19 protein-coding genes and 1 pseudogene are annotated in these 20,158 nt (G+C 46.6%); 8 read left to right on the top strand and 12 right to left on the bottom strand.

Going from position 1 to position 20,158, the window contains the following annotated elements:
- The first annotated feature begins 63 nt into the window (after positions 1 to 63).
- The 3 genes from HUB64_RS03835 (at position 64) to HUB64_RS03845 (ending at position 2,150) form a co-directional block, all read left to right on the top strand.
- Entirely contained in the window at positions 64 to 639 is a 576-nt protein-coding gene (locus HUB64_RS03835) for an LON peptidase substrate-binding domain-containing protein (protein WP_105251225.1), read from the top strand.
- A 53-nt stretch (positions 640 to 692) separates the two neighbouring features.
- The gene (locus HUB64_RS03840; RefSeq protein ID WP_173496424.1) at positions 693 to 1,610 is read left to right on the top strand and encodes a pseudouridine synthase; all 918 of its coding nucleotides are present in this window, start codon (positions 693 to 695) and stop codon (positions 1,608 to 1,610) included.
- A 147-nt stretch (positions 1,611 to 1,757) separates the two neighbouring features.
- Positions 1,758 to 2,150, top strand: a complete 393-nt coding sequence (locus HUB64_RS03845) for a hypothetical protein (protein WP_173247280.1) — start codon at positions 1,758 to 1,760, stop codon at positions 2,148 to 2,150.
- A 4-nt stretch (positions 2,151 to 2,154) separates the two neighbouring features.
- On the opposite strand, the gene HUB64_RS03850 is transcribed toward HUB64_RS03845, so the two are convergent.
- A complete protein-coding gene (locus HUB64_RS03850) occupies positions 2,155 to 4,005 on the bottom strand; it encodes an alkaline phosphatase D family protein (protein WP_173497880.1) in 1,851 nt (616 codons plus the stop codon).
- 178 nt (positions 4,006 to 4,183) lie between these two features.
- On the opposite strand from HUB64_RS03850, the gene HUB64_RS03855 reads away from it, so the two are divergent.
- The 3 genes from HUB64_RS03855 to HUB64_RS03865 are packed head-to-tail and all read left to right on the top strand — an operon-like array spanning position 4,184 to position 6,965.
- A complete protein-coding gene (locus tag HUB64_RS03855) occupies positions 4,184 to 5,098 on the top strand; it encodes an SDR family oxidoreductase (protein WP_173496425.1) in 915 nt (304 codons plus the stop codon).
- A gap of 8 nt (positions 5,099 to 5,106) precedes the next feature.
- Positions 5,107 to 6,417, top strand: coding sequence for a sensor histidine kinase KdpD (locus HUB64_RS03860; RefSeq protein WP_173496426.1), 1,311 nt, complete (start codon positions 5,107 to 5,109; stop codon positions 6,415 to 6,417).
- Positions 6,414 to 6,965: a response regulator transcription factor gene (locus HUB64_RS03865; protein WP_131523481.1), complete on the top strand. Its 552-nt coding sequence runs from the start codon at positions 6,414 to 6,416 to the stop codon at positions 6,963 to 6,965. Before HUB64_RS03860 ends, HUB64_RS03865 begins: the two co-directional genes overlap by 4 nt.
- A 189-nt stretch (positions 6,966 to 7,154) precedes the next feature.
- On the opposite strand, the gene HUB64_RS03870 is transcribed toward HUB64_RS03865, so the two are convergent.
- The 4 genes from HUB64_RS03870 to HUB64_RS03885 all read right to left on the bottom strand — a co-directional run bounded on the left by HUB64_RS03870 (position 7,155) and on the right by HUB64_RS03885 (position 13,516).
- The gene (locus HUB64_RS03870; RefSeq protein ID WP_173496427.1) at positions 7,155 to 9,488 is read right to left on the bottom strand and encodes a M4 family metallopeptidase; all 2,334 of its coding nucleotides are present in this window, start codon (positions 9,486 to 9,488) and stop codon (positions 7,155 to 7,157) included.
- Positions 9,489 to 10,009: 521 nt separating this feature from the next.
- Positions 10,010 to 10,717 (bottom strand): SDR family oxidoreductase, encoded by a 708-nt coding sequence (locus HUB64_RS03875; protein ID WP_173497881.1) that lies wholly within the window; start codon positions 10,715 to 10,717, stop codon positions 10,010 to 10,012.
- 87 nt (positions 10,718 to 10,804) lie between these two features.
- On the bottom strand, positions 10,805 to 12,370 hold the full coding sequence (locus HUB64_RS03880; protein ID WP_173496428.1) for a cryptochrome/photolyase family protein: 1,566 nt from the start codon (positions 12,368 to 12,370) through the stop codon (positions 10,805 to 10,807).
- 708 nt (positions 12,371 to 13,078) lie between these two features.
- On the bottom strand, positions 13,079 to 13,516 hold the full coding sequence (locus tag HUB64_RS03885) for a hypothetical protein (protein ID WP_173496429.1): 438 nt from the start codon (positions 13,514 to 13,516) through the stop codon (positions 13,079 to 13,081).
- Positions 13,517 to 13,725: 209 nt separating this feature from the next.
- On the opposite strand from HUB64_RS03885, the pseudogene HUB64_RS03890 reads away from it, so the two are divergent.
- Positions 13,726 to 14,239 (top strand): annotated as a pseudogene (locus HUB64_RS03890) (transposase); the annotation flags it as partial.
- 291 nt (positions 14,240 to 14,530) lie between these two features.
- Entirely contained in the window at positions 14,531 to 15,007 is a 477-nt protein-coding gene (locus HUB64_RS03895) for a hypothetical protein (RefSeq protein WP_173496430.1), read from the top strand.
- A gap of 34 nt (positions 15,008 to 15,041) precedes the next feature.
- Here HUB64_RS03895 and HUB64_RS03900 read toward each other — a convergent pair whose 3' ends face one another.
- From HUB64_RS03900 to HUB64_RS03930, 7 genes are all read right to left on the bottom strand, one after another.
- A complete protein-coding gene (locus HUB64_RS03900) occupies positions 15,042 to 15,626 on the bottom strand; it encodes a DUF4375 domain-containing protein (RefSeq protein ID WP_173496431.1) in 585 nt (194 codons plus the stop codon).
- Positions 15,627 to 15,745: 119 nt separating this feature from the next.
- The gene (locus HUB64_RS03905) at positions 15,746 to 16,132 is read right to left on the bottom strand and encodes a gamma-butyrobetaine hydroxylase-like domain-containing protein (protein ID WP_063883307.1); all 387 of its coding nucleotides are present in this window, start codon (positions 16,130 to 16,132) and stop codon (positions 15,746 to 15,748) included.
- 195 nt (positions 16,133 to 16,327) lie between these two features.
- The gene (gene hslU, locus HUB64_RS03910) at positions 16,328 to 17,656 is read right to left on the bottom strand and encodes an HslU--HslV peptidase ATPase subunit (protein WP_105251238.1); all 1,329 of its coding nucleotides are present in this window, start codon (positions 17,654 to 17,656) and stop codon (positions 16,328 to 16,330) included.
- Between the two features lie 19 nt (positions 17,657 to 17,675).
- Positions 17,676 to 18,200 carry an ATP-dependent protease subunit HslV gene (gene hslV, locus HUB64_RS03915; RefSeq protein WP_006083300.1) on the bottom strand — a complete coding sequence of 175 codons (525 nt, stop codon included), beginning with the start codon at positions 18,198 to 18,200 and terminating at the stop codon, positions 17,676 to 17,678.
- A 144-nt stretch (positions 18,201 to 18,344) separates the two neighbouring features.
- The gene (locus HUB64_RS03920) at positions 18,345 to 18,920 is read right to left on the bottom strand and encodes a type II secretion system protein (RefSeq protein ID WP_173496432.1); all 576 of its coding nucleotides are present in this window, start codon (positions 18,918 to 18,920) and stop codon (positions 18,345 to 18,347) included.
- 180 nt (positions 18,921 to 19,100) lie between these two features.
- The gene (locus HUB64_RS03925; protein WP_173496433.1) at positions 19,101 to 19,652 is read right to left on the bottom strand and encodes a dihydrofolate reductase family protein; all 552 of its coding nucleotides are present in this window, start codon (positions 19,650 to 19,652) and stop codon (positions 19,101 to 19,103) included.
- Between the two features lie 15 nt (positions 19,653 to 19,667).
- On the bottom strand, positions 19,668 to 19,943 hold the full coding sequence (locus HUB64_RS03930; RefSeq protein WP_173247249.1) for a hypothetical protein: 276 nt from the start codon (positions 19,941 to 19,943) through the stop codon (positions 19,668 to 19,670).
- Between the last annotated feature and the right edge of the window lie 215 nt (positions 19,944 to 20,158).

Below are 20,158 nucleotides of genomic sequence, written 5' to 3' on the forward strand. Positions count from 1 at the left end.
TACAATAATAGGAAATACGAATGCATTGAGTTCGTTTCCTTTTATTTGGGGCAGGAGGTTGCTATGCAAACACGAGAAATGGCGTTACTCATGCGCGATGCCTTGTTACTGCCACAGGGACGGGTGGAGGTTCGCGTGGTTGACCCCGGTCATCTGCGCATGGTGGCCGATGTATTCAAGGGAAAGTATGTGCTCGCCTTTGCCACCATTAGACCCAGTGGTAGTCCGCCCTGTTATCCCACAGCCACCCAATGTGACATTATCGATTTTAATCAGCTAGAAGATGATTCACTCAGCATAGTGCTCGAAGGGCGTCAACGTGTCAGCATCCTCTCAGCGGCGCAGGCCAAAGATAAGCTGTGGATGGCGCGTACTTTACCTTGCCGTAACTGGCAAGAAGAGCCGATTAAAGGTGAATTTGAGTTGATAAGCGCCGCATTAGAGCAATTTTATGAAGTGAATCCCGATCTGTTTGAGCTCTATTCTCAAGTGCATTTGGAAGACGCCGCTTGGGTGAGCCAACGCTGGCTCGAGGTTTTGCCTATGTATAACAAAGATAAATTAGTATTAGTGAATCAGCCAGATTGCCACAAAACCTTGGACTTCGTGCTGCAACTCATCAAGTCCCATGTGGACTGAAAAACCACAAAAAGGCTAGAATAGCGGCTTTCTATAGCCGCTTTTTTTGTGATATGACTGCATCTGCCCGCGCCGCCCAACCTTCTTACATAGTGCTTCCTGTGAATGTCACAGATAAACCCACAGTGTTTGCCTTTCTTGCACAACATTTTGCCCGTATAGGTGAAGATGTATGGCGTCAGCGGATCCTCGATGGAAAAGTGCATTGGCGGGATGGCAGTTTGATCGCCTTGGACACTGAATATCGTCCAGCGGCGCGGGTGTATTACTACCGTGAAGTGCCGGTTGAAGCGAAAATCCCCTTCGAAGAACAGATCCTATTCCAAGATGACAACGTTATTTTGGCCTACAAGCCGCACTTTTTACCTGTGACCCCAAGCGGCAACTATGTGAACGAATGTTTGGTGCATAGACTAAGATTGCGTACTGGCATTGATACTATCGCGCCCGCTCATAGGCTTGATCGTGAAACCGCTGGAGTGATCCTGATGACGGTCGCGCCTGAAACCCGCGCGCTCTATCATCAACTCTTTATCGACGATGCGATTCGTAAAGACTATCAAGCGATTGCCAAGTTGACTCCTGAGATTATTGAACAATATCAACAGGGCTGCTTAACTTTGCCATTGCACTGGACGGTAACAAACCGTATGCAGCCGAGCGACCCGAGTTTTACCATGAAAATCGTGGAAGGCGAGGCAAATACCCATTCCGAAATCAGTTTAGTGGCCATAAAAGGCGATGTCGGTTTATTTCATTTGAGCCCGATTACCGGTAAAACTCACCAACTTCGTGTGCATATGCAAAGCTTAGGTATGCCATTGTTAAACGACAGATTTTATCCAAGCTTATTACCTAAAGGGCCGGATAACTTTGCGACGCCTCTTAAGTTGATGGCACAGCGGTTACGTTTTATTGACCCAGTGAGCGGGATGCACCACGACATGCAATGTCAAGGTTTTGAGTTTTAGTCAGCGGAAAGCATTATTTCCAGTCTGTTTAAAGGAAATAATCGGGTGCAATTGTGTGCTTGGCCCTGTGATGGTATGAATACAATCTGCAGTATCTGAGTCTCTGCCATAGGGAGCCATATTACGATTGTTTAAAGGAAGTCCATTATGACCAAATCTGCGATCTTCTCTATCTTGCTTTGCGCTGCAGTATTAGTGGGAGCCATGTATTTTGGTGACTGGACTAAGCAGCCTTATCTGAATGACATTGCCGCCGAGATCCGTAAGGCGAGTGCGGTGATTGAACCGAAGAAACCAAGTTCGTCTGGCGCATCGACAGCAGAAGCCGATGCCGAGCGAGATCAAAGCCCTAAGATCATTTGGGATCAAATGGCGCATGAAAAACCGTCGAATAAGTCGCAGCCAGAAGCACTGATTTTCAATCAGGCTCAGCCAAAACCTGCCAAAACCGATGAGGCGTTATCCAAAAATACGCCTTTGATGGATTCTGGCTCTGGTGCCACTCAGCCTGAAACGGTTAAACATAATAAACCCGTTTAATCTGTTATTCCTGTTTGGGTGGTTCGAACAGGGTTTCGCTCATATCGCCATGTAAAACCGCAATTTTTGTTGGTGCACCATCATCAGCTAATTCCAACATACCTATTCCGCTTTTATTCACTAGACGTTTACTCGGCTCACCATTTGGTCGCCTGCCACGGAGTAACATACGTTTACGTTTTGTCAGCAAGTTAAGTGGTGAAAAGTGGCCATAAAACCAGCCATTGAGTTTATCGAAAATCGGTAACAGTTTCTCAGGGAAGTGATTTTTAATACCGCTGCAGGTGATTTGGTAGATGTTAGGGCTACTGCGTCTAAAACGAATACTGATGTCGTAACTAAAGGAGTAATGCACATCGCCGGAGAGGATCACAAACTCCTCTGGGGTTTTACGGTGCATAAAAATACTCAGCAGTGCATTGGCGGCGCCCGGGTGGGCCATCCAGTTTTCGGCGTCGACTAACAGGGAACCGCCGATCAGAGTGGCTGTACGCTGCACAGCTTCAATCAACTTGACCCCAAACATGGGCGCAGGTGAGACGATAATGACCTTCGACTGGCCGAGTAACTCTTGCTGCAAATCCATTAACGCCTCCCAATCCATCAAGCCGGAAGGTTTTGCGAGATTAGATTCACTGCGCCAGCGGCGGGTACGCGTGTCGAGCACGACCAGTTTGGGCGAGGACTCTAAGGTGTAATGCCACTGCTCAAATTTAAGTAATTCATCGATGAGCAGATCCTGACTTTCGCTTTCTTGTCGCGCAAAAAACGCATCGAGCAGCGGGCGGATATCGGCGGCAAATTTATCAGGCGCGTTGCCAAGTCCTTGGAATAAGGTGTAGCCGATTAAGGCATTACCAATGATGCGTTTCGAAAATGCGTGTTCGTAGGCCGCTTGTTCCCATTTAGCCGTCAGGTTCCAATCATCGGTGACGTCGTGGTCATCAAACATCATATAAACGGGAATGTGCGCCATAAAGCGCCTGACTTGCCCCAGCCCAGTTTTAAAGCCAAGCAAGTGTTGCCACTCATTTTGCCAGCGGGCGGTATTGGCGGGTGATAAGCCGTCGACATCCTTCGAGATATTCACTAATTCCCACAGTTCAGGTGACCAAGTGAGTAAATACAGGGCGATGATTTCATTTAGGCTGACCAAATGATTTACGGCGATGGAGGAGGTAAAAATGGGGTGATTGCGATACCAACGCCACAGCGCGGTTTTGGCCGGATATTGGGTATGAGGCAACAGGTTTTTATGCCGTTGATACAAATATGCGGGTTGATAATGAATGTCTTCACTAGTGGTGATGCTCGCGCCTTCAAATTGCTCATGTTTAAGACCAAGCAAATCGATGACTTGCCCTATGGCGCTTAACATAGGTCCCGCAACATCATCAATGTAGACCTGATCACCACTCATTATGATAAGTGCAGGGCGATCATCCTCCGCACCCCTGTTGATTATCTTGGCTAAATGGGTATCGGCGGCGACCAGAGCATCGTCACTGTAGTGATGCGGATTGCGGCAGGAACCGTGGAAGACTTGGGTTAATTCAGGAGTAAAACGTACACTTGGCGTCGACGCATCGTCGTAGTTTAGCTGGCTTATCGTGGCAAAAATATCACCATGTTGAGCGGCAGACACTTGGTAAGGTGTGACAATATTGGGCGCGAGCAACTCTGAGCGCGACAGTATTATTAGATATTGATGGGCATGTTGCCCGAGTGGCACATAGTGTAAATCGGCATCCTGCAACAGGTACTCTTGCTCACCAAGACGCAGCTTAAGTTCAGTTAATGGCTCACGACTTACAAACCACAGGGTAAAGTGTGAGGCATCGCAGTGGCGCAGCATGGGGCCAGCTAATATCAGAGGAAGTGTCGTACTCAAATTCTGCCTATGGGTATTTGGGTTAATCTTGCATGAGTTAACCCTAAGTAAGTTTGGTTTAGAAGAGTAAACAAGTGCGTTGAATATGAAAAGCTTTTAGAATTGTTAGCCATAAATATGCGTTGAAACTGAATGGGGCGATATGGCTAAGATTGTGGTAACAGGCGCGACAGGGCTACTCGGCCGAGCAGTTGTAAAACAGCTTGAATTAACAGGACATGAGGTTGTGGCCACAGGTTTTAGCCGCGCAAGTGAACGAGTGCATAAACTCGATCTTACCGCCCCTTTGGATGTCGAGGCATTTATCGCCCGCGAGCAACCGCAAGTGATAGTGCACTGCGCCGCCGAGCGTCGCCCCGATGTTTCCGAGCAAAATCCGCAGGCGGCATTGGCGCTTAACTTAACCGCCAGCCAAGCCTTAGCTATGGCAGCTAAGGCCAATAATGCTTGGCTTATTTATATTTCCACTGACTATGTGTTCGATGGCACTCAACCTAAGTACGCTGAAGATGCAGTCACTCATCCGGTTAATTTTTATGGTGAATCTAAGCTAAAGGGCGAAGAAATCGTGCTAGACACTAGCGCTGATTTTGCTGTGCTACGCTTGCCAGTCCTTTACGGTCAAGTAGAAAAGCTGAGTGAATCTGCTGTGCTAGTGCTGGTTAACCAATTGATTGAGCGTCGCGTTCAGGGTGTTGATCATTGGGCGATACGCAGTCCAACCTCGACCGCCGATATTGCCCAAGCCATAGACAAGATGATTGCACAACATATTGTAGCGCCAATAGTGCAGGGGATTTATCACTTTAGCGCCGCAGAGACTATGACTAAGTATCAGATGTTGTTGACCTTAGGAGAGATTTTACAACTCAGTACAGCGCACTTAACGCCTGAGTCTACGCCGACAGATAACGCCAAGCGGCCAAGGGACTGCACCTTAAGTTGTGCACGTTTAGCTGCGCTGGGGATTAGTTCTGAAATCAATTTTGCCACTGGCGTGCGCCAAGCATTAACACAATCGAGTGGTGCACTTGCTACGCTCGGATTCACTCTGTAGGAATCGCCATGGCTAAGATCTTAGGGACCAGTCTACAGGCTGCCGACCAAGTCGCATTACTGCGAACCTTAGGTTTGCTGCTGCAAATAGGCTTAACCACGTTTGCCGCCGATACTTTTGGTCTTAGCCTGCAAATGGAGCCGTTAGTGCATGTGTTAGTGCTGGAGGTGTTATACCTTTCGCTCACATTGGCGCTACGTAAACCCTTATTTGCTAAGGAGCGCGGCCTCTTTATTGCGCTCAGTTTAGACACATTATTTTGGATATCTTGGTTGCACTTTTCCGGCGGCGCGACCAATGCGTTTATCTCGTTATTACTGTTGCCGATTGCACTTGCGGCTGTGACTTTGCCAATCTGGGCGCCTTGGGCACTGACGGCAATTTCAACCTTTGCCTACAGCCTGATGATCTTTACTGTGCCCGAATCCCCCATGCAGCATCACGGTATGAACATGAGTTCCCACTATTTAGGCATGTGGTTCAACTTTGTGATTTCAGCATTGGTGATGACAACCAGCGTAGCGTTAATCACTAAGCGTATGCGCCGCCAAGATGCGCAGTTAGCCTATATGCGCGAAGGGCAATTGCGTCAGGAACAACTCTTAGCCCTAGGCACAGTATCGGCGCAGATGGCACATCAACTGGCCACACCGCTCTCGAGTCTGAGGTTATTACTCGATGAAGTAAAAGAAGACATGAGTGATACCTCGATAACGATTGTCGAGATGGAAACTGCGTTAGGTCGCTGTGAACATACGCTTGCCGAGCTGAGATTAGCGACGGAGTCGATCCGCGATCGCCGCCAGCGCCCACTAAAGATCATTGAGTTGGTGGACAGTTTAAAGCAAAAAACCTTGCTGTTTATGCCGCAAACTGAACTGAATTGGTTGATCACTTGTATGCCTGAACAACTGGCAGAGCAAAGTATTCTGACTGATATGAGTTTAACGCCAGCCATCATGGCCTTGATTGAAAATGCTGCCCGCGCTAGCGCCGAAACCATAGGTGCGCCGCAGGTGGATATCAGTTTAGATATAGCGCCAAACGAAGAGCAGATCTACTTGCAGATCCGCGATTATGGCACTGGTATCGCGCCCGATTTATTGCCACAGTTGGGCACCTTACTCATAGAAAGTCCCAAGGGTTTAGGGGTTGCTTTGCTACTCAGTCATGCCAGTTTAGAGCGTTTGGGTGCAGAGTTGATTTTGGCTAATCATCCCCAAGGTGGCACTGTGGCACAAATTCGTTTCACTATTTTAAGGGAGCTGACGCCGTCTGTATCGCACAAGACTAAGGCTAGTGACGAGGTAAGTTCATGAAACGTTTGTTGATTGTAGAGGATGACCTTTCCCTTGCGAGTATTTTAGGCCGCCGATTAACACGCCATGGCTTTGAATGCCGATTAACCCATGATGCCAGTGATGCGCTGCTGGTGGCGCGGGAGTTTCGTCCTAGCCATATTCTTTTAGATATGAAGCTTGCCGAAGCCAATGGCCTAGGGTTAATTGTGCCGCTGCGTCATCTGCTGCCCAAGGTGACTATGGTGTTACTCACAGGTTATGCCAGTATCGCCACTGCGGTGGAAGCGATTCGTCTCGGCGCCGATAATTATTTAGCTAAACCTGTGGATACCCAAACCTTGCTCGTCGCACTGGAAATGGATGGGCATTCCCATACTCTTCAAGAAGATGAAGTCGACGATTCGCCACTGAATCCTAAGCGTTTGGAGTGGGAGCATATTCAGCAAGTGCTCAATGCTAACCAAGGCAATGTGTCCGCCACGGCTCGCCAATTGGGAATGCATCGCCGGACGTTGCAACGTAAATTGCTGAAGAAACCTGTGGGTGAAAGTGGACATGTGAAGTAACGATTCATCCACGTGTGGGCAAGGGGCAACAGCTTAAGGCAAACCTTATGAGGTGCTGAGGCTGAGCCGTTTGACCATAAAAAATGCCACTCAAAAGGGTCGAGTGGCATTAACAAGAAAACGAGAAGTGAATCGATGAATTAGCGCTAGGATTTTACGCTAGCGCCATTGCACGATTAGGTTATGCGATTAAAAATTAACGGTTTCTTCGTTTGAGCAAGGGCCGTTAGTTTCACATACTTTATAGGTGAAGCTTGCGCCAGCTAGGTCGGTGAAACGGTCAATAAACGATGAGCTGCTTGAAGTACCCACCGCAACACCGTTACGGAAGATAGTGTACTCATCAGCGTTGTGACCATCCCATTCGAGTGCAACACGTATGCTACCGCGACGAGATTTATTCGCATTTTTTACTACCATTTCTAATGCGACTTCAGGGACTTCAACCGCAAACTCTGCCGAAGTGCTTGCTGTTGCGCCATCGTTGTCAGTTACTGTCAGTGTGACTGTGTAGCTGCCTGACTCGGCATACTGATGATTGACACTCGCACCTGCGGCATTTGTACCATCACCAAAATCCCAGTTCCATGACGTCAGGTCGCCATCGCTGTCAGTACTGGTGCTTGTGAAGCTGCCGTTACCGTTAGCAAAGCTTGCAGTAAAGCCTGCGGTTGGAGCTTGGTTTGGAGTGTCATCGCCGTCATAAGCACCCACTAGGCTCACACCTGTGTAGCTGCTATAGCCGCTGACCATCACCCAATAAGTTCCCGTTTGAGCAGGATCAATAGCACAGCTTTCGGCATTACCTGACTTGTATGGACGGCAATCATAGCTGCTAGACGTCGGTGCTTGACCAAATTTAACATACATGTCCGCATCACCTGTGCCGCCTGACATATTGAAGCTCAGGTTAGTTGCACCGCTAGCGACATCGAGTTTGTAGTATTTTTTGCTACCTGACGCACCGGCTAAACCTGCCACAGCGACACCGTTTGCGAGCTCAGTGGCTTCTGGTGGTGGCGGTGGTGGTGGGGTTTCACAAGGTGTGATACCCACAGCGGCAAACGCAGTAACCACATCGTCAGCACTTAAGCCTAAGTCAGTTGCGGCCGATTTAACACCACAGGCGCCTTGCCAGAATAAGCTGTCCGCCGTCCAATATAATTGGTTAGCGACTACAAATGTTTGGAATGCTTTGCGCGTATCCCAACCCGGTAAGTTAGCTAAAGTGTAGAAAGCTTTATTGAATACACCTGAACTGTGGTGCACGTCGATGCCATCATAGTAATCGTCGATATGACCGATAGAGATACCGTCTAAGGTTGGATCTGCCATGTAGCGCAGTGCACCACTGCCTTTAAAGATATCGGCGCCGACTAACCAGTCGTTTGTGCCGTGCATGTAAAATTCAGCGGCTTCACCCGCCATATCTGAGAAGGCTTCGTTCATGCCGCCAGATTGATCTGCGTAAACCAGCCCTGAGTTTTGCTCAGTGAAACCGTGGCTCACTTCGTGTGCCGAGACATCTAAGCTCACTAATGGGTGGAAGGTAGTTGCGCCATCACCGAAGGTCATAGCGCTGCCGTCCCAGAAAGCGTTTTCGTAGTTGTTGCTGTAGTGAACTCGCATCGTTAACTGAAAGGTTAACGGTGCAGTGTTGTACCACTCGCTATACATCTTGTAGATCACGTTGCCGAAGTAGTGCGCATCGTTTAATGGCGAGTAAGCGCCGTTGATCTCTTTGACTGTATTGCGTGGGCAAGTATAAGAGAAGGGGGTGGCGCCTGAAGTGGCACCGTTTAGGTTAACGGTTTTCACGTTAGGTGAGTTCATGGTGCAAGTGTCACCGCTCACTTCAACGTCTAAGCTAGAAAAATCAGTACCGTATTCGTATTGGCCAGTCTTAATGTTACCGCCTGGACCTGTGCCCGTTGCAGCGTGATTAATCCCTTCCCAACGCTTGAGCACTTCACCAGAGTGCGCGTCAACCATAGTGAATGGACGGCTTGGCTCATCGCCATATACTACAAATGAGGTCACATAAACGAGGCGAGTTTTAGCGGCATCATCGAGGTAAAGCCATAATTTTGCTTGTTTGTTTTCAGCTTTTAGACCTGCAACGGCTTTGTCAGACTTGCCACGGATCGCAATATCTAACGCTTTATTAGCCGTTAAAGTGGGTTTGACAAAATCAGCCGATTTTTCAATATTTTTTAATACACGGCCAGACATGTCGCTGTAAAAGCCCATGCTCGATTGTGACGTCGCAACAGAGAAACCATAAACCGGTACGTCATGGAAATATTGTTGTAAACGTTGTTTTTGCTTGCCTTGACCTAGGTTGAGTTTTTTCTCGACTTTGAGTTGGCTACCTGCGTCTAAGCTGAACTGAGACACTAAGTTATTGCTTGAAGACGCGCTTCTAAGAGTGCCGACATCGACAACATCGGCAGCAAATGCGGATGTGCCTAAAGTGGCCGACACAGCAATGAAGAGTAGCGACAGTTTTTTGTTTAGCATCATGCTTGAAATCCTTTTTCCGTTTTGTAAATAACGTTGGAATGCCATACAGCTTAACTGGCTCGGGCGAGCGTTTTTTTATTGTGATTTCTACAGGGTCTTTGGCATCCCTCTGCCATGGCCGCATAGAATGAGCTGTTGCTCAGGCGGGAATTCTCAGATTTTTATTCTGTGCAAAGCGTGAATAACCGCATGACTCTAGATGTTATTTAAATGTAAAAGTGTTAACAATCGTACAAAGGAACTATCTTCAACGTTCATTTAGACGCTTTTAAATCTGAATTAGGACTTTTGGGTAATAGCGATTTAGCCAAGCGGAATGGTGATGCACTTGAGTGTTTTAAAATAATTTAATGATTTATTTCAATTGTTTATTTTTCAGTGTTCTTGAAAAGGCTTGATTAAGGATTGGGTGTGCGTTGGGGGCATCATCCTATCAAGGGGTTAAAACCCTCGGCTTTGATTTATTAATTTAGAAAGACTCCATCGGAGTTGCCGCTGCTTGACTTGCTCTTCAGCTTATTTCACCAAGGTAACTCTGTGCTATCGTAGGCAAAAAAACGCCCTGTTTGTGCGGGTGTAGCATTGGCAATGATGGGCAGTAAGCAGTTTGCGACATACTCAGGTGTAAACAATTTGCCTTTGGGGACACTCTGTTGAAATGGCTGAGATAATGGCGTGTCTGTCGTGCCCGGATGCAGAGACAACACCACGCCGTGTTTCATGGTGCGTTGCCACTCAATCGACAGTGTTTTGAGAAACATATTCAGCGCAGCTTTTGAGGCGCGATAGCTGTACCAGCCACCCAATCTATTATCGGTAATGCTGCCGACTCTCGCCGATATCACGGCAAATCTTGCCGAGCTACTTTGTTTTAAGGCATGGCAGAAGTGTTTAGCCAGCATGACACTGGGCAGTGTATTCAGCATTAAATTGTGCTGGAAAAAGTCGATATCGATTGACTGTAGGCTTTTTTCTGGTCCTTTATCTTGGGTGTGTAAGATGCCGACACAGTTAATAATCCAATCTAATTCAGTGAGTTGTTCACTTAGCTGTTTAATCTCAGCTTCATTGGTCACATTTAATGCATGCCATTGGATTTTATCCTGCCTGTCTTGGGGAAGATGATGCCTGTAGGTGGCGTGCACAGTGGCGTTGGGATAGCTTTCTTGAATTCGCTTAACTATGGCTTTGCCAATACCCCCACTCCCGCCGACGATAAGTACTTTCATCACAAACTCTCCCTATCCAAATATCTATATCAAGCTATTTATATCAATGAGTTACTATATCAATGAGTTACGCTTAGCATTACTTCGCTACAAACGGTTTAGGTGAACGAGGTTGTGCTCGGCTGTGGCTAATATGGCGCTTCTTACGGACTCGTCCATTTTGTCCCAAGTCTGGTATAGCATGCCTATCCTAGGATTTTGCGACAATCGCGCGCGGTGTTTGTCCATAAAGCGCCAATAAAAGCTATTGAACGGGCAGGCGAGTGTGCCGCTGCGCTCTTTTATCTTGTAATGACACCCGCTGCAATAGTCACTCATTTTATTAATGTAAGAGCCGCTGGCGGCGTAGGGTTTAGTGCCGACAATGCCGCCGTCGGCAAATAATGCCATGCCGCGGGTGTTGGGCATTTCAACCCATTCGATGGCGTCAACATACACGCCTAAATACCACTCATCGACTTGATTTGGCTCGATTTCGGTTAATAAGCAGAAATTGCCGATCACCATTAAGCGCTGAATATGATGGGCGTAGGCAAAATCTAATGATTGGGATAAGGCTTGTCGCATGCAGCTCATCTTAGTGTCGCCATGCCAAAAATAATCGGGCAGCGTCCCATGGGCATCGAGCGCGTTAGTGCTGGCGTACTGCGGCATATTGGCCCAGTAAATGCCGCGAACATATTCTCGCCAACCTAATATCTGTCGTACAAACCCTTCAACTTGGGCTATATCAATCTCAGCATTCGTTTGATAACTGTCGATGGCCGCATTGATGACTTCTAACGGGCTGATTAATTTACTGTTAAGGCTGAATGATAGTCGACTATGGTACAAGCTCCACTTGGCGGGATGTTGCGCTGTCATGGCATCTTGAAAACGGCCAAAGGAAGGCAAGCAAACCTGACAAAAATACGTTAATAGTGTGAGGCTTTGCGCACGGTTTATCGGCCACAGCAATGGCGCATCAATACGACCCATGGTCGGAATTTGATGACGCTCAAGCCGAGCGAGGATCTCAGTCACATCGAAGCTAAACATTAATGGCTCAGGCAAGACTTTTATATCCTGAGTTTTAAGTTTTTGACGGTTGCTGGCATCAAAGTTCCACTGCCCGCCGAGTGGTTTCCCGTCATGCATCAAGATGTTGTAACGCTTACGCATGCGGCGATAAAAGTGCTCCATCATAATGTGTTTGCCGACGGGGAACTGCGCATCAATTTCGTCAAAGGGTAAGATAAAGTGCTCTGTATCGACACAGTTCACCACGGCAGTGTTGAGCTTAAGTTGGCTCAATTGTTTGAGTAAGCGGTATTCATCAGGCCTTTGGTATTCAAACTTGATCGCGCCAACCTGCGTCACTTGATGTTGAATGAGCGTCAGTAGATCGCTAAAGCTTTGGGGACCATCATGAGTGTCATCCAGATTCAAATAGAGCACATGATGCCCTTGCGCACGCAGCTCTTGGGCAAATTGCGCCATTGCCGCAAAGAAGGCACATATTTTTTGTACATGATGCGTTACATAAGTGTTTTCTTGGTGCAATTCTGCAATCAAATACAGCACTTGCTCATCAACACGGTTAAACCAAGAATGCTGGGCATTGAGTTGATCGCCTAAAATTAGCCTGACTGTATGGAATTGCTGTAATTGCATTAAGTGGACTCGTTGAATGACTTTCACGGTTAAGCATTTCGCGATGGGATATTGTTGGACATTACGAATTGGGTTGCAGTGAGGATCACAAAGCAGGGTATTTGTCGTGATTTCGACAAGGAGGTTTATCTAAACTTGGTTTGATAGCTTTTAAAGCAAAGTCAAAGTCGGCGGCTTCACCCCTTGATTTTCAATCAAGAGTCCTTGCCGAACAACGTCGATGTCTGACTGCCAGTTCGCCATCCTTGGCTTTCGTTCGTACCGCTGTTTTCGCAGCACTCACCCTAGCGAAGTTACATGTATTAACTCTTTATTTATAAGCAGGGCTTCGTGTTTATTCAAAATTGCTAACGCTTACGGTGGTAAATCCCTATTAATTAAATAAAGAATCCGAAAGCTAACTCGGCATCCATGCCTCGCTCACGCGATTTTTTTCAACGCCCTTTAGCTACTTCGCAGGGGAAGGTGAACTTCTGAAGTTTTAGTGTTGTTTGTTAGTATTTAAAAAGAGTACTAACACTCCATTTTTAAAATTTAACAATGGGAGTCTAAATAACACGAGCTAATTCATATAATAAGGCTGGTGGAGCACGTTTTATATTACAAAAATGAGATTGGCATCCTTAGATATAAAAACATCGGCCTAGACCGATGTTTTTGGGGTGTCTGATGCAATAAAATTCACATAAACAGTGAGATAGCTAACCACTAATCCCAATATACTGTATAGACATGATAGCCAGCATACGGCTTAGGGGATAGTTGATGTTCGCCATAGGGCCAGCCTGTCCCCATTCCATCTGCCGCGATTCCTTCAATCCATTCTTCCACTTCCGCCAGAGGCGCACAGGTAAGAATATGAATGTTCTCAGCTGCAGGCCATAGCTCATCATCCTCAAGTGCTTCGGACCATTCATCGTGCATCCCAACATAAACACCTTGCACATCTGACCTATGTTCGATTTCTTTCAAGCAACGATAGATTTCTTTGATGGATGGTCGACCATAATCCCAATTATTGGGTGCGATAGACTCTTCATCTTCGTTTTCTAAAAAGTACTCATTTAATGTCACTACCGGACAGTGCTCTGGATCGGCGGTCGATAAGGCGCTTAATTTATTGAGTAATTCCGTTCTCGTTGTCACTGACAATACTCCATTTCTAAGATTTGTTTCCAGCGAAGGTTTAACTGTTTTATCACATATGCAGGGCAAATAATAAATCTGGCCATCCATTTTAGAGCAACAATATAATGCACTTTCAGGTTGCCTACAAAGAAGCTGTTTTCAAGACACCCAGCTTAAATGGCGTGGTAGTTAACCTCCGACTATAAGCATTAAATAAGAAGGTTTATATGCCGCGTCCTCTCAGAACTCAGATAAGCCTTGAAGACACTCCCTATTACCATTGCTATAGCTGCGTTGTGCGGCGTGCTTTTTTATGTGGCGATGATGCCTATTCTGGGAGAAATTATGACCATCGCTGTAGTTGGGTTGAGTCACTACTGTTTGAACTTGAAGCCGTTTTTGCTATCGATGTTGCAGCCTTTGCGGTGATGTCAAATCATCTACATGTGGTGCTGCCAGTCGATATCGACAGTACCAATCGTTGGACTGACCGCGAAGTGCTGGAGCAGTGGCATAAGTTGTTTAAAGGCGATGAATTAACGCAAAAATCCGTTTAAGGAGAGCTAGTTGAGGCGCATGAGGTCAACCGATTAAAGCATTCAATTGCAATTTACCGCAGCCGATTATGCGATATTTCATGCCTAAGTTTTCAAAAGAGTGCGATGTTTGAATGAGCTAATAGCAAGACAAGCAAATCAAGAAAATCAAGAAAATCAAGAAAATAACTGTACAGGCCGCTTTTAGGAGGGACGGTTTAAATCACAGGCCTTACTTGATGAAGTTGCTGATTTAAAATGGTAGGCCTGATAATTTTCATTCCATTATCCTTGACCATGTGATCGCAGTGTTCGCGCTTCCTTATGCTGCAAATGGCGCCATCAAGCGCTTAGGGATAACTCATTTTTAAATCAAAGTTGGCGAGTCACTGGCGTAATAGTCTTAATCGTTGGGTGCATTGATCAAAAAGTTATTATTTTATAGTATGTTACTCAATTTTAATGCGTCACTTAACGCAGCAGGAGCTTAGTTCGTATGCGGGAATATGATGGGATTGAAAAGCGTTATCAAAGACCTGATGCCGATTTAGCTAAAAGTTTGATGATTATCGAAAATTTATTGGGTTTTATGCCGCTAGAGGATAGGTTGGAATTTGATTTGTCTTTTTGGGCTGGCGGTTCAGGTGTATTTGATAAGTTGGCGGTTTCATGTTCTGTGACTCCCGAGCAAATGAAACTCGCTCAAGATAAGTTGAGACTCTATTCCCCAGAGGCGGCGATAGCATTGGATGAATGGCGTGATGATTTTATTTGGTTAGTGGAAGATGAAGACGTTTGTACCGATGTGCTGGTTAGGTCGGCGCATTTTATTAATGAGAATAAAGCGCCATTTCAAGATGTTTGTCTTAAAACGCAGTCTATTTATTTCGCTTACATGAGTGATGTGAATGGCTGGACTGCGGTATGGGGTCAGCAAGATAGGCTCAATTATGCTTATTTCTGCCAAGGATAGCCTTTATCTTTAAGTGATTACCGACAATCGCCAGTTAAATGTTATTTACCAGTCCGTAATCAAGGGCGTAGCTTTTAAGCTTGGCATCGAGATCATCTAGATCTTTATAAAACTCGTCATCGAGCTTATCGAGTACGCTGTACAGGTCTTGGTTATCGGTGGTGGCTAAACGACGATCTCTGTCGATTGGTACGGGCTTTTCGCCAAACACGGCCTGTTTTGCTTGGTGCAATAAGTTTAACGAGTGGCTTGCTCCCATTTGGATAAGTCCACGCTCAGCGAAGGCGTAATGCTCACCTGAAGAGTTGTCGAAATATTGAATAAATCCACCATTATAGACCTCGCCAGATAAGCAGTTCACCGCATAGTAGTTTTGTTCCTCTGGTCTAAGCGTATAAAAACCTTGATCTTTGTTATGTACCTTTACAACAAGATCTCGCCAAAAGGCTCGAAAGGGACAGGTTTTATCGAGTTCACGCTCTTGTTGGTAGTATTCCTTCGCACGCTCGAGGTTTGCACGTATGCCATTTTTGCAGGGCATGCATAAACCCTCATTTTTCTCGGCGGTACTCGGAAGGATTAAGGTGTTACATTCTTGGCAGGGGATTTTTTCCGACATGGTCTTTCCTTTGATACTCAAGTCAGTAAGAGAAGTTACAGCTTCACAAGCTACCCATTGTTAAATTCTCTGTTTTTAGAGTTTACATCCCACAATTAAGCGTCTATTTACCTAACGTACTAATTGTACTTTATATTCATCGCAATCAGCGGTTCGCGTGAGGCTTTTTCTGCGCGTAGGCGGGCGAGGTATTTTTCCCATAGATCCACTTGGTGGGTGGCGAGATCGTAGAGCACTTTCCACGAGAATAGACCTGTGTCGTGGCCGTCATCGAAGACGATTTTCACTGCGTAATTACCGACGGGTTCAATGGCGCTGATGTTGACGTTTTTCTTGTGGGTGACCAGCTTTGGATTACCGTGACCATGCACTTCGGCCGAGGGCGAGTAGACTCTGAGCATCTCGCAACTGAGCTGATATTGCTCACCATTGTCGAAACTGATTTCTAGAATGCGTGATTTACGTTTCAGTTTAAGATCGGTGACATTCGGCGTTGCTGTGGTCATAGGTTGGCTACCAAGAAAATGCTAAGGATAGGATAACGACTCATTAAAATAACACCTGACTAATGTAACCACTCGCGGCCAAGGATACAAAGGGTAAGCGAGAGCCTTGGTCAGGCTTTTTCGTTTAAGTCACACTTTTGCATTTGAGTCGTTCACCGCCAAGTCGTTTGGGCTTGGCGGTGAACGGGTTTTGCACTAGAGGATAAAGCGGCTGAGATCTTCGTCTTGGACTAAGTTATCTAAGTGGGCGCTGACATAGTCTGCGTCGATAACAAAGGCGGAACCCGATTTTTCCGATGCCTCGTAGGAGATATCTTCCATCAGCCTTTCCATCACAGTGTGTAAACGACGGGCGCCGATGTTTTCGGTGCGCTCGTTCACTTGCCATGCGGCTTTCGCAATGCTGTCGATACCCGATTCGCTGAATTCAACTTTCACGCCTTCTGTGCCCATCAGCGCGATATATTGCTCGGTGAGCGAGGCGTGTGGCTCAGTCAGAATGCGTTTAAAATCATTGGCTGATAGCGCATCTAGCTCGACACGGATCGGTAACCGACCCTGTAATTCAGGAATTAAATCCGACGGTTTAGACATCTGGAATGCGCCAGAGGCGATAAACAGTATGTGGTCGGTTTTTACCATGCCGTGTTTTGTGGTGACTGTGCAGCCTTCGATCAGCGGCAGTAAGTCACGTTGCACGCCTTCACGGGAAACGTCTGGGCCTGAGGTTTCGCCGCGCTTACAGATTTTGTCGATTTCGTCGAGGAACACTATGCCGTGTTGCTCAACCATTTCAATGGCTTGTTCTTTTAAATCTTCTTGATTGACCAGTTTGGCGGCTTCTTCTTCGATCAATAGCTTAAAGGCTTCTTTGATCTTCATCTTGCGACGTTTTGCTGGTGCTTGGCCCATGTTTTTAAACAGACTTTGCAGCTGGTTGGTCATTTCTTCCATGCCTGGAGGCGACATGATTTCGACACCAATTTGTGGTTGGGCCACATCGATATCGATTTCTTTATCGTCTAATTGGCCTTCGCGTAGTTTTTTGCGGAAGACTTGACGGGTATTTGAGTTGGAATCGGTTTCAGTGCTTTCCCAGTCGTTTTTCGGCTTAGGCAACAGGGCATCGAGAATGCGCTCTTCGGCATTTTCTTCAGCGCGTTGGCGACACTTGCCCATTTGCTGCTCGCGGGTCAGCTTGATGGCGATATCGGTCAAGTCGCGGATGATTTGCTCGACTTCCTTACCGACATAACCCACTTCTGTGTATTTAGTCGCTTCGACCTTGATAAAAGGCGCGTTCGCCAGCTTGGCTAAACGGCGGGCAATTTCAGTTTTACCAACGCCTGTTGGGCCAATCATCAGAATATTTTTTGGGGTGACTTCTTGACGGAAATCCGCGTCAAGTTGCATCCGGCGCCAGCGGTTGCGCAGGGCGACAGCAACAGAACGTTTGGCCTTTTGTTGGCCAATAATGTGTGCATCCAGCTCGTGGACAATCTCACGGGGGGTCATTTCAGACATAATATTCCTCACGGGCTGTTTAGTAATTGAGTTCTTCAATCGTTTTGAATTGATTGGTGAATACGCAGATATCCGCAGCAATAGTCAGGGATTTTTCGGCGATTTCTAAGGCTGACAGCTCAGTATTTTGCAATAGTGCAAGGGCCGCCGCTTGGGCATAGTTGCCGCCTGAACCAATGGCAACTAAGTCGTGTTCTGGCTGAACGACATCACCATTACCTGTGATGATCAGCGAGGTTTCCGCATCGGCCACGACTAACAGGGCTTCGAGTTTACGCAGCATACGGTCGGTACGCCAATCTTTGGCGAGCTCAACGGCCGAGCGCAATAAATGGCCTTGGTGCATTTCGAGTTTTGCTTCGAAACGCTCGAATAGGGTGAAAGCATCGGCGGTGCCGCCTGCAAAACCTGCCAGTACCTTGTTGTGATATAAGCGACGCACTTTTTTGGCGTTACCTTTCATGACGGTATTGCCTAGGGAGACTTGGCCATCGCCGGCGATGACAACTTGATTATTACGGCGTACTGATACGATAGTGGTCACAATGAATCCTCTTCTGGCCCGCAGCAAAAGTTGCGGTGGATGATGGGATATATATGGGGATGGATGACAATAATTCAAGTAATCGCGGCAAATGCCAAAGGAGTTTGCGATCTTTCGCGCTCCTTTAGCAATAAAAATAAGCGCTTATTGGGAAAGGGTGGATCGACCTACAATAGTGCGGCCATCGAAGGGATAGTATTTAAGATCCCAGTTTTCACTGCCGAAGCTGCGATCGTCCGAGACATAATTGAAAATGCAGTAAGCATTGGGATCTTTTATGTCGACGGCACCATACCAGTAAACAATGTCGACATTGGGAACTGTGCGCCAAGAGTATTGATCGGCAATGACAAATTCATTATTAGCCAAAAGACCTTGCCATAACTGACCACAATAATCGCCCTGCAATTTAGCACCGGCATCAGCGGTTGCAGTCTCTATTCCCAGTGGAAATCCTGTGGTGGTCGAGTCGAGTTTTCCGTCACCATAACAGGCGAGATCTTGGGTATAATCAGAGTGACCGCCCGCAAGCCAGCAACTGTGATAAAGCTTAACACCAGAGGTAAAGGCCGCAAATGTGGTTTTGGCTCTGGCATCGTGGGCATCTTGGCCTAGGTTTAAAAACCGTGGTGCTGCGACGACGGCCAAGATCCCAAGGATGATAATGACCACAACCAGCTCAATTAATGTAAAGCCCTTCGATGACTGCAAACGACTCATATTGCTCACCTATCTGTTAGAGGACAATATTCTAACGGAACTTTGATTTGCAATCAGTAAGTCATTGATAATATTTAGTTGTTTAACATTGTTGTTACATGGCTCTACAGTAAGATGGCAAGCCGCAAAATGGCAAGCCATCACTTCATCTTTCAATGCCATCTGCCGAATGTAAACGGCTTATAAAGCCGTTTTGTCTATAACACGATAGCGGGTTTGTACGTAGCCATTGTCGTACTGCTGCGTGTGAATTGGCATTAATTGAATCGCTTGAGCTAAGTCGCCAAAGAGGGGAATACCTTTACCCAGTAAAGTGGGGATGCGAGTGAGCGTGAGTTCCTGAATTAGCCCTGCCGCTAAAAAGCCTTGGATTGTTTGGCCGCCATCGATATAGAGATGCTTAAAGCCACGGGTTTTGAGTTGCTCGCTAATGCTTGCTGCATCGCCATTTAGCACTTGCACGTGCTCACTTAACGCCGACGGTACTGTTACACCGCTGCGACTTAATACAAACACTGGGATATTTACATAGGGCCAATCACAATCGAAGGAGAGGACTTTTTCAAAGCTTTTTCGTCCCATTACAATCGCATCGATAGTGTCGATAAAGGTATGATAACCAAAGTCTTCATCGGGATTAGTACTGGGGTGCTGATTTAAAAAGTCGATATCCCCATCGGGCGTTGCGATATAACCGTCGAGGGTCGCGGCAATAAAAACGGAGGCTTTCATTCATCTTCCTTAATGCTATTTTCGAGCGTGTTTCTCTAATGATTCTTTCAGTGCTTGTTGTTGAGCTAGGCAGTCTTGTTTTGCTTTGCCCGACATATCGTTACACGTTTGACCTTTATCTGGGCCTTCCAATATGGCGGCTGCAACATAAACTGCGGCATCGGCTGCATTGCATTCTTGTTTGCTGTAGGGGGAATTTGTATCACATTTTGAATTAAGTGGCCCAACGCAGCCACTCATACAGGTCAAGACTAAGGTGCTAAAGCTGAGTAATATTAAAGGTTTGAACATTCGCTCTTCCATGATTTATATTCTTTAGGGCGGTTGGAAAGTATATAACTGCTTTGCAGACGGAACTTGAACTGGATCGTTCTATTTCTACTTTAGTTGTTATTTTGGAGGAAGGCATTCGCGGATGGAAGCAAAAAAATCCCCGAGGGTATAGTTACCCTCGGGTGGAGGTTCAAAAAGCAGTGGATTTCTTGAGCGCCTGCGGGGCACAAAGG

It is taken from the genome of Shewanella sp. ISTPL2 (assembly GCF_013283205.1).
In the GTDB taxonomy this organism is placed as follows: domain Bacteria; phylum Pseudomonadota; class Gammaproteobacteria; order Enterobacterales; family Shewanellaceae; genus Shewanella; species Shewanella oncorhynchi.